Annotated in this window: 3 protein-coding genes; 1 reads left to right on the top strand and 2 read right to left on the bottom strand. The window is 52.2% G+C overall.

The features are described 5' to 3' along the window. Nucleotides 1-125: 125 nt before the first annotated feature. Nucleotides 126-6,080: an Ig-like domain-containing protein gene (locus tag WN53_RS00240; protein ID WP_158645256.1), complete on the bottom strand. Its 5,955-nt coding sequence runs from the start codon at nt 6,078-6,080 to the stop codon at nt 126-128. A gap of 854 nt (nt 6,081-6,934) precedes the next feature. On the opposite strand from WN53_RS00240, the gene WN53_RS00245 reads away from it, so the two are divergent. Then, nucleotides 6,935-11,977, top strand: coding sequence for an Ig-like domain-containing protein (locus tag WN53_RS00245; RefSeq protein ID WP_152526594.1), 5,043 nt, complete (start codon nt 6,935-6,937; stop codon nt 11,975-11,977). A 250-nt stretch (nt 11,978-12,227) separates the two neighbouring features. On the opposite strand, the gene WN53_RS26690 is transcribed toward WN53_RS00245, so the two are convergent. Continuing rightward, the gene (locus tag WN53_RS26690) at nt 12,228-15,680 is read right to left on the bottom strand and encodes a hybrid sensor histidine kinase/response regulator (protein WP_024484892.1); all 3,453 of its coding nucleotides are present in this window, start codon (nt 15,678-15,680) and stop codon (nt 12,228-12,230) included. Between the last annotated feature and the right edge of the window lie 71 nt (nt 15,681-15,751).

Genomic DNA, 15,751 nt, shown 5'->3' on the forward strand with positions numbered 1-15,751 from the left:
GGGTAAACAGACACTTCCTCAAAGGTTTGAAGGGCAATGGGTATATTGATTTAAAGAGAAAGCGGGCTTACCCCTGTATGGCAAAGCCCGCTTTATTGCTGACCTAATCAGGCCTTGTGGCATAATTAATGGAACTGAACATCAACCCCCTGTTGTACCAGGATTTCGGCTTCCAGCCCGGTGTGGTGATATACATCGTAAGAGATACCCGCCGAGATCACTTCCCCGAGGTTTTCCCAATCCCCCACGTCCATGCCATTAGGCAGCAGATCGCTCAGCATCACCACATCGCCAGCATCACCTTTAACCGCCAACTGCACGCTATCGTCGTTGATAAACGCACCACGGAAGCCCTGATCCAGCACGTCGCCCAGAGAGATCTTCAGCGTGTTATTGCCAGAACCGGTGATGTCGATAATCTCCACCGAACTCAAGCGCCCTGCCCAGGCAGACAGATCCAACACCTGATCAGCTCCGGTTAGTTTCAGTGTATCAATGCCATCATTACCCTCAATCACCTTGACGTTGTTGAGCACGTTAACATCGTCGACTGTGAAGATGTTGTCGCGGTTTTGTCCGTAGATTTCGGACACATCCCCCGTTACTCCCATATTCACACCCGGTGCTGCACCGCTGGTATTGGCAAAGCCTGACAGGTTGCCGGCCAGATCAACCAGTGCAGCGCTAGCACTGCTTACCGAACCCACTGCCAACGTCACTGACCCGGCGGCAATATCCTGTGCGCTTAGAGTGTGCTCAAAACGCTGGGCCCCACCATCGGCAACCACGCTAATACGCTCACCGACTACAACGTTGGTCGGGTCAAACTCAACCAGCAGATTGGTCCCTTCCAGACGGACTGCGCCAGGGGCTCGTGGCGCAGTGATATCGAGAGCAACGGCTTGCGACATCACGTGGCCAGCGTTACCAGACTGATCCATCACGCGGGTCTGGATCGTCCAGTTAACGGCATGCTCATTCAAGTCCTGAGCTGCCCATTGCGTCCCTTCCACCAAGGCGTTAAACCAGGTGACACCACCGTCGGTAGAGACCTGTAGGGTCTGCCCCGGGACCAGTTCTGCGCTTAACGTACCGTGCATCAGACGCCCAGCATTACCGTTGTCAGTGACAAAGTCATTGGCGTTATAACCTGAGTCCTTGCCCATTTGCGAGAGGCGGGCAATCTGGGTCGGGCCATTGCCGGTATAAACGATCAGTTCAAACGCATCGGAAGCCATACTGCTACCCGCGCTGTTTTCAGCAACTGCGGTGAAACTGTATTCACCATCCTTCAGATCGTTCTCCGGCGTAAAGCTCCAGCGTCCCTGATCGTTAGCTTGAGTACGGCCGATTTCGACACCACGGTCATAAACAATCACCGCAACACCAGGTTCGGTGCTGCCTGAAATTTCAGGGCGACGATCATCGGTTACATCACCGGAGACCAGCTCCCCTGTCACTGGACCAACATCATCAATCACCGCATCAATCACTGGCTTACCCGGCTGCTTTGAAGGAGCCATATCGATCACCAGTTCCCACGGTTGGGACAGCTCGGAAGCGTTGCCCGCCGCATCGGTCGCACGTACGGTAAAGCTGTGCTCCCCTTCCGCCAGTTCGCTCTTCGACGTGAATGCCCAGTTGCCATCAGGGCCCGCGGTGACTTCACCGATTTTCTGGCCGTTATCGTAGATCTCAACCTTCGCGCCCGCCTCTGCCTGGCCTTTCAGGGTCGGTGTGGTGTCGTCAGTCACGTCACCCGGTTGCAGGTACCCTTGTTTGCTGCCCGCATCGTCATAGATGCTGCCAATGGTCGGTGCATCCGGTGGCGTGGTGTCCACAATCACAATCCACGGATCGGACGGTTTTGACTGGTTACCCGCCGGGTCTTCGATGATCACCGCGATCTCGTGCTCGCCTTCGCTCAGTTCGGTATCCGGCGTAAATTCCCACTCGCCATCTTTATTAACGGTGGTTTCACCGATTTTATCACCGTTGTCGGTAATAATGATGGTGTCACCCGGCTCACCTTTACCGTTCAGGGTCGGTGTGGTGTCATCAGTGGTATCACCTTTGGCGATTGGCCCCTGTATCGGCCCCTCATTGTCGATGATCTCGCTGATACCTGGGCCATTACCGCCAGTACCCGGTTGGTCCGGTGGAGTATTGTCGATCACCAGTTCCCACGGTTGGGACAGCTCGGAAGCGTTGCCTGCGGCGTCGATCGCACGAGTGGTAAAGCTGTGCTCACCTTCCGCCAGCTCACTGCCCGGCGTGAACTCCCAGTTGCCCTCAACATTGGCAGTGGTTTCACCAATTTTCTGACCGTGGTCGTAGATCTCCACCTTCGCGCCTGCTTCAGCCTGACCTTTCAGGGTCGGTGTGGTGTCGTCTGTCATGTCACCCGGTTGCAGGTACCCTTGCTTGCTGCCCGCGTCGTCATAGATGCTGCCAATAGTCGGTGCATCCGGTGGCGTGGTGTCCACAATCACTACCCACGGATCGGATGCTTCAGACTGATTACCCGCCGGGTCTTCGATGATCACCGTGATTTCATGCTCCCCCTCGGACAATGATGGCGGAGTGAAACTCCAATCACCATCAGGCTGAACCTCAACGCTGCCCAACAATTCATCATTGTCAAAGATATGGATGGTATCTCCTGGCTCACCCTTACCGTTAAAGGTCGGTGTCGTGTCATCCGTGGTTCCACCATTCGCTATTGGCCCCTGAACAACCCCAACATCGTCAATAACGCTGCCGATCCCGGTGTCCCCGTCGTTGCCAGGTTTGCCGGGTGGCGTACTATCGATATTGAAGTCAAATACCGGAGTCGCCTGGCTCTCACCGCCAGCCGCAGTGATCACCGTTGCGCTGATTGCATGGTTTCCCTCAGACATAGGTGTCTGTGGCTCAAACCGCCAGTTTCCAGTACCATCACTGGTCACCGAACCTAACTCAATACCGTTGTCATAGAGCACCACGGTCGAGTTAGGGAGCGCACGACCGTTAAAGATTGGTGTAGTATCATCCGTCACCCCGCCCTGACTGATTGGGCCTTGTTTAACACCAAAATCATCCAACACGACGTCAATAGACACTTCAACCAGACGAGTATCGACGGTAAACGCGATAGGTTCACTGACTTCACTCTCATTTCCAGCCCGATCGATAACCTGAGCAGTCAAACTGTGCTCACCATCGGTTAACGCCGTATCTGGGGTAAAGCTCCAAACACCTTTGTCATTACTGACAACTCGTCCGATCTCTGTACCATTGTCATAAATAACAACTGTTGCCCCTGCTTCCGCCTTGCCATTGAAGGTAGGCTGCGCATCATCAGTGACAGAGCCATTCATGATCGCCCCTTGAATGTTACCAACGTCGTCCAGTAACTCTCCTGATTCGATCGCAGCTGGCGGTGTTGTATCGATAATTAATGGATAATCACCGGTTTTCGGGCTGCTATTACCCGCAGCATCCATTGCCACAGCCGACAGGTTGTTTACCCCTTCAGGCAAGTCACTTTCTGGTGTGAAACGCCATTGTCCTGCAGCATTAGCTACAACACTGCCTAACAACTTATCGTTGCTATAGATGCTGATTGTCGAACCCGGCTCTGAAGTCCCTACCAAGGTAGGACGAGCATCGTCAGTCACCGTATTCTTCTGCATTGGTCCCTGAATGCTGCCAACATCATCAAGCACGGCAATAATAGCCGGGGCGCTTGGCGCATTTGCCGTAATCAGTGAGAAATCGAAAGCCGATGAAGGCTCGCTCATATTTCCCGCAGCATCGACAGCTTTCACCGTGATCACATGATCGCCCACATCAAGCGCTGGATCTGGTTTGAAACTCCAGTTACCTGCTTCATTAGCCGTGGTTTCACCGATCGGCTTGCCATGGTCATAAATCACAACCTTAGAACCTACTTCTGCTCTCCCCTGCATTACCGGACGATTGTCATCAGTAACCTCACCCGACTGAATCGCACCGGTTTTGTCGCCTACGTTGTCAAAAATGCTATCAATCAACGGCGCATCCGGTGGCGTGGTGTCCACAATCACTACCCACGGATCGGACGGCTTCGACTGGTTACCCGCTGGGTCTTCAATGATCACCGCGATCTCGTGATCGCCTTCGCTCAGTTCGGTATCCGGTGTAAAGCTCCAATCGCCATTTTCATCCACAGTGGTTTCACCGATCTTATCGCCGTTGTCGGTAATAATGATGGTGTCACCCGGCTCACCTTTGCCGTTCAGCGTTGGTTTGGTGTCATCAGTGGTATCCCCTTTGGCGATTGGCCCCTGTATCGGCCCCTCATTGTCGATGATCTCGCTGATACCCGGGCCATTGCCGTCAGTACCCGGTTGGTCCGGTGGAGTATTGTCGATCACCAGCTCCCACGGTTGGGACAGCTCGGAAGCATTGCCTGCCTCGTCGGTCGCACGGGTGGTAAAGCTGTGCTCACCTTCCGCCAGCTCACTGCTCGGCGTGAACTCCCAGTTGCCCTCAGCATTGGCTGTGGTTTCACCAATTTTCTTGCCATGGTCGTAGATCTCCACCTTCGCGCCTGCTTCGGCCTGGCCTTTCAGGGTCGGTGTAGTATCGTCAGTCACGTCACCCGGTTGCAGGTACCCTTGTTTGCTACCCGCGTCGTCATAGATACTGCCAATGGTCGGCGCATCCGGTGGCGTGGTGTCCACAATCACAATCCACGGATCAGACGGCTTGGACTGGTTACCCCCTTTGTCTTCAATGATCACCGCGAGCTCGTGCTCGCCTTCACTCAGTTCGATATCCGGTGTAAAGCTCCAGTCGCCATTTTCATCAACAGTGGTTTCACCGATCTTATCGCCGTTGTCGGTAATAATGATGGTGTCACCCGGCTCACCTTTGCCGTTCAGCGTTGGTTTGGTGTCATCAGTGCTCCCGCCGCTGAGGATCGGCCCCTGTATCGGCCCTTCATTGTCGATGATCTCGCTAATGCCTGGCTCTTCGTCGCCATCAATCGGCTCGAACTCATGTATCTCGATAACCAATTTCCAGGGCTGTGACATCTCGGAAACGTTACCCGCCGCGTCAATAGCACAGGTGGTAAAGCTGTGATCCCCTTCAGCCAGTTCGCTTTCCGGCGTAAATGTCCAGTTCCCTTCAGCATCGGCAGTGGTTTCACCGATTTTCTGGTCATTGTCGTAGATCTCTACCTTCGCGCCTGCTTCGGCCCTGCCTTTCAGGGTCGGTGTAGTGTCATCGGTCACGTCACCCGGTTGCAGTTCCCCGGTCTGGCTGCCGACGTCGTCAAAGATGCTGGCGATGGTAGGTTCAGTTGGCGCTACGGTGTCAATAATAAACTCGAACGCATCCGATGGAGCACTAACCTTACCGTCGGCATTCTGTTCAACCATAGTGATACTGTGAGAACCGTCATCTAAAGGTTCACCAGGAGTGAATGACCAGCGACCATCCTGTCCAACCTGAACTTCACCAATCTTCTTACCATTATCGTAGAAGACAATGGTATTTCCAGGTGTACCGTTACCACCCAAAAAAGTAGGGGTATTATCATCAGTCTCAGAACCCGCAGCGATAGCGCCTTGCAGAGATCCCTTATTATCAATAACCTGACTTAGAGTCGGTGTAGTAACGTCTGGCGCAGGCTGTGGCACACCAGGGGATTGAGGTTCTTCATTGTTATTGCCGCCACTACGCTTGCTTGACCGACTCTGGCTAGCCATAGCCCCCAGAGCCGCCGCACCCAATCCAAGAATGCTTAGCACCCCCAGTAGAGGACTGCTCTCACTGCTAGACAAAGCTTCTCCGCCCAAAACCAGAGATGAACTTTCCCCATCCAACAACATTGCCGCAACGGCATTATCATCATCACCGTTGGAAGAGATATATGGATAATACGCGCCGCTCTCGGCCATGCCGATTAGCTCCGCATTTTGCAGGAAGAAATCCTCAATAATGACGGAGGGCTGATCCAGTGGGTCCCCTTCAATACTCACATGCAGATCTTTGCCCACTCGTTTAACCGTGATGTTTTCAGGGGCGAAACCGGTTTCCTGATCTGCCAAGATAAACTTGCCATTAGCAATGGCTTTTATCTTTTGGGGTGTTCCCGCATTTTTTGCATGCAAAGAGACTTCTTGTTTTACTTCTTTGCCATCAACCAATACGAGTTTTGTTGGCCGCATTACCATATATTCTTCCTAATTAATTTCAATTTTCTAACAGTACAACCGTTACATAGCGTCTTTCTTATAGAAGAAATGTAACAATCCTGATGGTGTCTATAATGATGCTTAACATAGAGTTTGGGAGGCGGTTACCGTTCATCTGCAACAGGCCATTTCCCTTGGAAGCCATATTGAACAGATTTCTGAGGAAAGAGTCTTTCTGATTGGTATGAATTCTTGGCGTGGATAAGCAGTCAGGTACGAAAGAGTAAAGATGGCGTTGATTAACACAATAAAAACAATATGATACACCAAAATACCCACAGGCAGTGAGTAAGCAGCAATCAAGCGATAACTCAGCAAAGTTTGGCCATGAGTTAGCTATCCATGGGGAGTGCTTGTCAGTTAAGGCTAACTCGTCCCCTACCGGGGAAGCTGCCCAGTCCTGAGAAACGGCATACGCACAGGCTGCACCAATTTCGTCGAATCTTCAAGTATAAGGGGAGTTACAGGCAGATTTTCGAACTGGTCAGGTATTTATTTCCTTTTTCTCCCCTTATTCTATCCATCGCGTTAATTCGCGACGTTTTCTAAGTAACTACGGCATAGACACATCCTGGAAAGACCAGAACTTTCGTACCTGGTATTAATGCTGGAAGTTGTGCTACTGCTGAAAACAGCTATAACGCAACTTATATTTTGTGCTTGTTTTCTTAGAATCCCCTCATTAATTACCTGATGATTTAACTTAAATGAAAAATATTACTGATAGCTCAATCCGTTTCTCAGTCATCACTGAAGGATCATTAATACAAACCGGCTTTCTGGACGCGTCTCTGAATGAGCCAACACAACATATCCCGTACACTCCGGTTAATATGTATGTGGTACAAGAAGTTGAGGCTGCATCGATTGGGGATATCTTAGTTGCCGAACGTTCAGGTGAAGATCTGATTGTCACCTTGCGCAGCCTGGAAGACAGCCAGCCACACCTGGCTTTAAAGAACTTTTTTGCTCATAACGGTCAGTTGCACCAGATCACACAGGACGGCGAGTTTATCCGTAGCCTGTCAGCTCAGGATAACCCACAGCAAGGCCAAATCACCTTTAGCGCACAACCATTAGGCCACATCGAACAGCAACCACTAAGTCAGGCGCTAAGTATGCTTCATGAGGTTTCGTTATCCGAAGCCAACGACGCTGCATCTCAACCTGCCATGATGGCGATGGCTTTTCTGATGCAGGATGAGGCACCTAAAATCACTCACGCCCTTGACCAAGTGGGGGCACGCCAAGGATCACTGAAATCAGGTAACGTCACTGATGATCAATGGGCGGTGTTAGAAGGTAGCGGTAAGCCTGGAGCCACTCTCGAGATTATTGAGGGTACACAGGTGATCGGCGAGGTGCTCGTGGGTGCAAACGGCCTTTGGAGCTTCACGCCTGAGGAGAAATACAGTGAAAGTGGGCACGTATTGGTGGCTCGCGATAAAGCAAGCGGCCAGTCATCCGACGGCTTCACGTTGATCGTCGACTCTGTTGCCCCGTCACGTGCAGTGATCGACAGCATCAGCAGCGATAACAACGGCACTACTCTGATCGAGAAAAATGGCTATACCAACGACAATACGCCATTGATTAAAGGCCATGCTGAAGCACTTAGCGTTGTGGGTATCTACAATGGCAAGACCATGATCGGTACTGCTCTTGCCGATGCTACAGGAGCCTGGGAGTTCTCTTCGGCTTTCACCTTCCCGGATGGTGCGTACACTATCACCGCCAAGGCTGTCGACTTTGCGGGTAACACCGGCCTTGGGTCATTACCCTACACAATGACTATTGATACCCTCCCACCCGCGGTGCCAGCCATCCTGCAGGCATCTGACGATTTTGGTGCACAGCAGGGTACTCTAAACTCCGGTGATTTGACCGATGACCGCACGCCTACGCTGTCCGGCAAGGCTGAACCAGGCGTGACGGTATTTATCAATGACAATGGCAAACTGTTGGGCACCACCATGGCCGGTGTCAATGGCAACTGGTCTTTCACTCCGTTAGCACCACTGGCAGACGGCGAACACCATTTCACCACGTCAGCCCGTGACCAGGCAGGTAACTCCAGCAACGCTGAAAGCGACGCCTTCACATTGGTTCTGGGCGAGGACCGCACGTCTACCCCAACCATTGACAGCCTGACTGACGATGTAGGCAGCATTCAGGGCATACTGAAACAGGGTGATTATACCGATGACGCTACACCCACTTTGCGTGGCAAATCGCAGGCTGGCGATACGGTAAAAATCTTTGATAACGGCATCTTTATCGGTGAAACCGAGGCTAATTCGTCGGGCGAATGGGTATTTACACCTCATCCCGCGCTTAAAGAAGGCCAGCATGCTTTCCAGGTGCAGGCGCTTGATGCGACTCATTCGCCTAGCGCACTTTCCTCAGCATTCGAGATAGTTCTGGATCTGACGCCGCCTGATGCGTCAAATCTACGTATCACCGGTATCTACGATGACGTTGGCACCATCACCGGCAACGTCGTCCACGGTGGCCGTACCGACGACCAGAAACCAGGCATCAGCGGCACTGGCCCAGTGGGGGAAACCGTGATCGTTTTTGTCACGGATGCCCAAGGGCAGCGTGAAGTCGGGCGTGTCGAGGTCAGTAACAACGGCACCTGGACTCTTGAGGTACAGGAAGCCTTAAGCTTGGGCACACATACTTTCACCGCCGTCGCCATTGATACAGCCGGTAATGCCACACCACACAGCAACGGTTACAAAGTGACCGTCACCACCAACGATACGATCGGTGGCTTTGACCTCGGTGGTAGTCAGACATCAGGTGGCGCGATCAACACCACGGTAGTCGGAGATCAAAATAACCCGCAGGTGACCAAGCTGACCAACGGCAACCTGGTGGTGACCTGGCAGGGAAGTAACAATGGATATGATGTCTACATGCAGTTGATGGACCCGACTGGTACACAAAAAATTGGCAGGGAGCAGATGGTCAACCAGCGCCACATCAATAACCAAGACAGCCCACAGGTAGTGGCGCTGGCCGATGGCGGGTTCCTGGTGGTGTTTGAATCCTATCAGGCCAGTGCTCTGGACAACAGCGGCGATGCTGTCTTCGCCCGTAAATACGGTGCCGATGGTGCTGCCCAGACCGATGAATTCCTGGTTAACCAGACGACAGTTGGCGCTCAGCGAGCGGCCAGTGCATTGGCCCTACCTGATGGCGGCTATATCATCTCCTGGTACAGCCAGCAGAGCGGTGGTTCGATCGTACAACGTACCTACGATGCTCATAACCAGCCAGTGGGCAACGAGGTTATTGTCAAAAGTGGTGGTGCCGTAGACGCAGTTGGTGGCCCGGAAATGGTCTTGTTGGGCGACACCGGTTGGTTCCTCACCGTATGGTGTGGGACGGACACTATGAGCACAGGTGTTAATGGCAAGTTACAGAAAATTGATGGTTCCGCAGTAGGCCCTAATCTGATCATGAACACCACCCTGGATGCCTCTCAACAGTTTCCAGATGTGATTACGCTGAAAGATGGCAGCTTCATTGTTATGTGGGATAGCGGGGACAGCAAGGCCGTGGGCAGTGATATTCGTGCCGCTCACTACAGCTTTGATCCTGTCACCGGCGCCACCACGCTGATCGGTAACGGCGACTTTATCGTCAACGAATACCAAGCCGGCAAGCAGTACAAGCCCGTGGGCGTGGCACTGGAAGATGGCGGTTATATACTGTTCTGGGGTTCGGAAGGCGGTGACGGTGATGGTTCAGCCATTTTTGCCCAGCGTTTTGATGCCAATAGTAACAAGGTTGGCCATGAATTCCTGGTGAATCCGACCACTTGGGGCAACCAGGGGTCGGGTTGGGATAATACCGATCTGACCCATATCCTTGACGCTACGCTGATGGATGATGGCAATGTTTTCGTCACCTGGAACAGCGACAAAATCGATCCTAGCGGTTTTGGCATCGAAGGCGTGGTTGTTGATATTGATGCCGGTTTCTATTCGGAATTTATCGTCAACACGACGACAGCAGGCAATCAAGAACGCTCGGTCACCACTAAACTTCCTAGCGGTGGATTTATTGTTGTCTGGGACTCCTGGCACCTTGGTACTACTAACTCTGAGGTGATGGCCCAAGTCTTTGATGCTAGCGGTATACCCGTAGGTAAAGAATTTACGGTCAATACCATAACCGCGGGGATCCAACGCAGGCCCTCTGTCACGACTCTTGAAGACGGTGATGTGATAGTCTCTTGGCATAGTAACGAAAATGGTCGCGATGTCATACGTACGCAACGTTATGAGGGGGATAGTACTTCTGGTTTAACGCCAATCGGCAGCAGCTCACGCGTTAATGCTGACACAAGCCAAGAGAACCGAGACTCCACTATTATTGCACTTGATAACGGTGGTTATGTAGTTACTTGGATCGCGGTATCTGGCGGTCAATGGTCGGTCATGGCGCGCCAGTTTGATAAGAACGGTATAGCTACTACCCCTGATGATATGCTGGTGACCAAAACCGCCATCACAGGAGACAACCCTGCTACATGGCATATAAGTACTGTTGAAACATTGGCGGATGGTCGTTTGGTGTTTGGTTACGCCAAACAGAAATCTGGTACCGATATTGCCTTCAAGATCTATGACCCGCAAAGTAAGACCTTTGGGCCAGAAGTCATGGTTAACCAGACAACTGCAGGTAATCAGACTGCAGCTGGCATCGCCAAACTAAGCAATGGCAACTTTGTGATGACCTGGGATTCAAACGATAATTCTGGTGCAGATCAAGGTGGTTGGGGAATGTGGGCTCGTATCTACACGCCGGACGGCGTAGCCGTCGGTAATGAGTTCCTCGTCAATACCTACACCCCCTATGACCAGAAGAACGGCTATGCTATTGCGCGCCCTGGTGGCGGTTTTATCGTCATTTACGAGTCAAGCGCAGATACAAACCCTGGGCTTAACACCCTCGGAATCTACGCACAGTTCTTTGACGATGCAGGGAGCCGTATAGGACAGGAGCTACAGCTCAACCAGTTGGTTGCTGGCGATCAAATAAAACCAGATGTTGCTTTCCTTGAGGATGGCCGTCTATTTGTCACCTGGACCGACTACGGCGTGGGTGATGGCGGTGGTTCCGCGATCAAGGGGCGGATTATCGATCTGGATAGTACTTTGAACTTGGGATCAACGGTACAGGAAAAAGGGGCCAATGAAGAGCACGTGACCTTGACATTGGCTGATAATACCGATCACGGTAGTCTATGGATGCTGTTGGATGATGGTTCAACCTCTGGTCTGATGCTGAGCGGCGAATCATTGTCGGCAGTGCGAGGCGGTGCGGGCGATGATGTTATTGGTATTACTAATACTTCATTCACCTCCATCCACGGTGGCGAGGGTATTGACACCCTGTTACTGGATGGCAAAAACATGGCGCTGGATCTTGACGCACTAGTCGACCGCATCACCGGGATCGAGAAGATCGACCTCGGTCAGGGCAACGCCAACAGCCTGAGTCTGAGTGCCTCTGCACTCGACGGGTTAGGACAGACCGATATGGTTATGGCCGACGGCAAGAACCAGTTGGTGATCAACGGCGACGGTTCGAACGCGCTCCAGTTGCTGGATACACAGTCCGAGTCGTGGATGGAAGCCGGAGAGGCAGAAATTGGTGGCGTGATCTACCATACCTACATTGCAGGCGCAACGGAGCTGTTGGTAGAACAGAATATCCATGTAACCGTAATGTAAGCCGTAAGAGTTACCTGATAAAAGTAACTCTTCAGATGGATAACAAAGTGGCAATATTGCTGAATGTGTAGGAATCGAGCCATGCCCACTTACTAACCCATTGATTATTTGGACGGGCGCAGCATGCAGCTGCCCCTACGTTATGAGTCCGGTGAGGGTTTGTCAGCAGTCTCAAGGGTTACCTCAATAGGGGTAACCTTTTTCTTTATCATTATGCCTGAACGCACCAGCACACACCTTGCCAACTTCTTTACTTCCGCTTGGATAAGATGGCCAGCAATTCGTTGCCCAACCGTGCAATCTCCCCAGCAACTTTCGCCTCCGGGCAGGATTCAGCCAGCGTAATAATGTGGGTTACCAAAGACTCCGCCCTAACGGGTGCCGCCAAGGTGATTTGCTCTAAGGCTTCGCAGAATGCGGCTAATAGCCTATCGACCGTATCGGCTGATGTGTTCCCCGAGTTTCTGATCAGATTTTCCAGTTCTGTAGCCTGTCTCATCAGTTCATGCATCTCAAAAACACCAAACGCACCATTGAGAAAATGCAGTTCACGCAAAATGGCCGGGGTATCTTCTGTCTTGTTGGCCTCTCTGAGCACCGCAAGCGAACTGGTGCAGGTACTTTCAAAAAGGTGCTGAATATCCGCAGGCAGCGCATTGCCAGCCAGCAGCCCGGATTGCACAGTACCCACCTCAGGTTCAATTTTTGCCTCATGATAAATGGCATCCAGACCACACACAACCAACAGCATCTGTTTCAATTCTTTCAATAACAGCGGTTTGGTGAGGATCTGCGTCATCCCTGCCGCTTCACACTCTTCGTGCTCCTGCTGGGTCACGTTTGCCGTTACCGCTACCACTGGCATCGCTGGCCACGCTTCCCGTACTCGCCGTGCCAGTGTATAGCCATCCATCCCCGGCATGGAGAGGTCCGTCAACAGAATATCGAACCGCTCCTGCTGCAAACGGACCAGCGCCTGCTCACCTTCTTCAACCAGGCACACCGTACAGCCCAACAACCGCAGTTGTTCCGCAAACAGGCGCCGGTTTACCGGGTTATCCTCTGCCACCAGCACTCGCAACGCCCGCGGTAAAGCCTGCTCCCCCTGTTCGCGTAGCGGCAAACTCTGCCCCTGCAAACTATGGCGCAAAGCGTAAGCCAACCCTTTTAACCCATAGACCGATGTACTCAATACCCGCCCGGTGGCCAGCGGTATTTGCGGCCCTTCATTACTGCAGTCAATCACCCAGGCGGCTTCTTCAACCAGACGGTTCTCATCATTGGGATGCCAAGTGGTTCTATCCCCCCACAGGACCAAGATCTGTAGGGCGGCCAACGCCTTGTTATCGATCTGAGCCGGGTGCTGATAGCTCTCTACCTCCAGCCCCCATGCGGTCAAAACTCTGGTCAGATATGCCCGACACTCTGGCATCATCACCAATGCGCAGACTCGCTCCCCATTAAATAACGGACGATCGGCCTGCGCTGTGCCCAGGGATAAGGGTAACGACAGTCGGAACACGCTCCCTTTACCCAGTTCACTGGTGACGGACAGTTCCCCCCCCATGGCCTCCGACAACCGCTGACACAGTGCCAACCCCAGACCGGTGCCACCATAGCGCCGATTGATGGTTTCATCCGCCTGCCTAAATGCACGGAACATTTTTTGCTGCTGTGAAGCCGACATGCCGATACCGGTATCTTCGACCTCTATCAGAACCAGGGAAGCGGAGAGATCTGCATTAACCCGTAACACAACTTGCCCTTGCTCGGTAAATTTCAACGCGTTCGATAACAGGTTGTTGATGACCTGCCCCAGACAGGTCGGATCGCCCAGCATTGGGAGGGTGACGGTTTCCTCCAACTCCCCTAGCAGGGCAATCCGCTTAGCCTTAGCGACCGGGGCAAAGATGTCCAGCGCCCGTGCGGCCACCTCAAGCAGATCAAATTCGATGTGTTCCAAGTGCAACTCACCGGCCTCAATCTTGGAAAAATCCAATACATCGTTGATGGTTGCCAGCAGGCTGTCTGACGCATGGCGGATAATATCAAGACGATCGCGCTGTTCGTCCAAGGCCGAATGGGCTAATAACTCAAGGTTACCAAGGATGGCATTAAGGGGGGTACGGATCTCATGGCTCATCGCAGCAAGGAAAGAAGACTTGGCAGCACTGGCTTTATCGGCCGCCTCCTTGGCCGCGATCAGATATTGCTCCAGTTGCTTTTTCTCGGTGATATCGACAACAGCCACCACCAACGCATCCTCCCCTCTGTAACGCGCCAGAGCTACATTGGCTGATAGACTAACCGGTTGTCCGTCATGCGTTTCGAACGTGAGCTCATGGTGCACAAGCCCCTTTTTTGGCGTATCTGTTTGCTGGCGATAGCATAGAGCCAATGCTGCAGACAGGCATTCGTCGCCGTTTTGAAACCGTTCCTGCATCTGCACCATAACCAGGTTGCGCAGCAAAGGGGCGCCATTTTCCACAGCCAGCAACCCCAAGCCCACAGGGGCGGTTTCAATAAAGGTGCGGCTGAGTTGCTCACTCTCAAAAATCTGTTCAGACTGTTGTACCGCAGGTGCCAAGACACGCCGCTTCACCAACAGCAATAAAATCCATGTCACCAGAATGATCACGCTACCCAGGATAAGAGGGATCAGGATCTGCCCCCTTGTATCAGTAGCGATATCCCGCAATGAAAGGGAATAAACCAGTATCCAGCCGTTACGACCGAGCTTCCAGCTATAGAGTATCTGACCATCTTGATAATAACTTCGGCGGCTCTCGCCCAATCCTGCTTTCAGCCCCTGCTGTGCCGATTTAAGCAATTTGCTCTCGGCAAGGTTATTGCAGGGCAACATGAGTCGCCCGCTTGGATCCAGGACCAGACAGTTTCCTCCATAACTGGAGCTAGGGAGAGTCGAGGCCAGTTTCTCGACTGGCAACTCAAAAACCAACGTACCAAACCTTTGCTGTTCGGTTTTCCACATGACTGAAGCCACACGGAATACGGGTTTGCCGTTCAACTGACTTTTGGCCGGAGGAAACCAATGTAAAACCGGTAGTATCGGACGACTCAATTCGTTGTTGGAAGCAATGACAGGTTCTATGTCCTGGCTTAAATTTTCCATCAAGATGGAACGCTGTTGGGATAATAAGCGATGTAAAGTAGCCTGTTCCCAAGGTGCAGTGGTGAATAGCAAGAATCTTTTATCCGCGCTGTAAACATAAGCACTGAGTTCACCGCTATTGCGTTCTTTGGCTCTAGTAGCGATAGAAGAAACATTTTTCGCCAGAGAGAGATGAATCCAGGCGTCATCCGTATTTGCCAAGGGCTGAGTCGCCATGACCAGAATAGGCGGTTCCTCGGGGATCCGCTGAATCGTCAAACTGTTACCATTCGCCTTAAAACGCAACACAGTGGCATGATTTATAGGCTTTTCACGACTCAGTGCCAACTCGACATTATGTGCGTTAACACTGACCACCGCCGTCGAACGTGCCACCTGGCTTGATAATTTACTGACATCAAAAGAAATTTCATCTCGGACATTGGCCAAGTACCCGCGTATATCCGCCCACATCTCCAACCCGCTGGTGAGTAAGACGATCAAGGTAATCACCAGACCACCACCGTTTATCAGCATATAGTGGTGGCGGCGTAAGCGCCCCAAGACTTCATCTTTGTGAAGGTTTTTCATAAGCAGGAGGCTCTCAAGATTTTTTCAAATACCGCATCGGGTGACTTCAATGTGGCAGAGTGCGGCCCTGG

It is taken from the genome of Serratia fonticola, assembly GCF_001006005.1.
Taxonomy (GTDB): domain Bacteria; phylum Pseudomonadota; class Gammaproteobacteria; order Enterobacterales; family Enterobacteriaceae; genus Chania; species Chania fonticola.

Excerpts from the sequence above, each read along its gene's own strand:
- WN53_RS00245 (WP_152526594.1), top strand. The coding sequence starts at position 6,935 with ATGAAAAATATTACTGATAGCTCAATCCGTTTCTCAGTCATCACTGAA.
- WN53_RS26690 (WP_024484892.1), bottom strand. The coding sequence starts at position 15,680 with ATGAAAAACCTTCACAAAGATGAAGTCTTGGGGCGCTTACGCCGCCAC.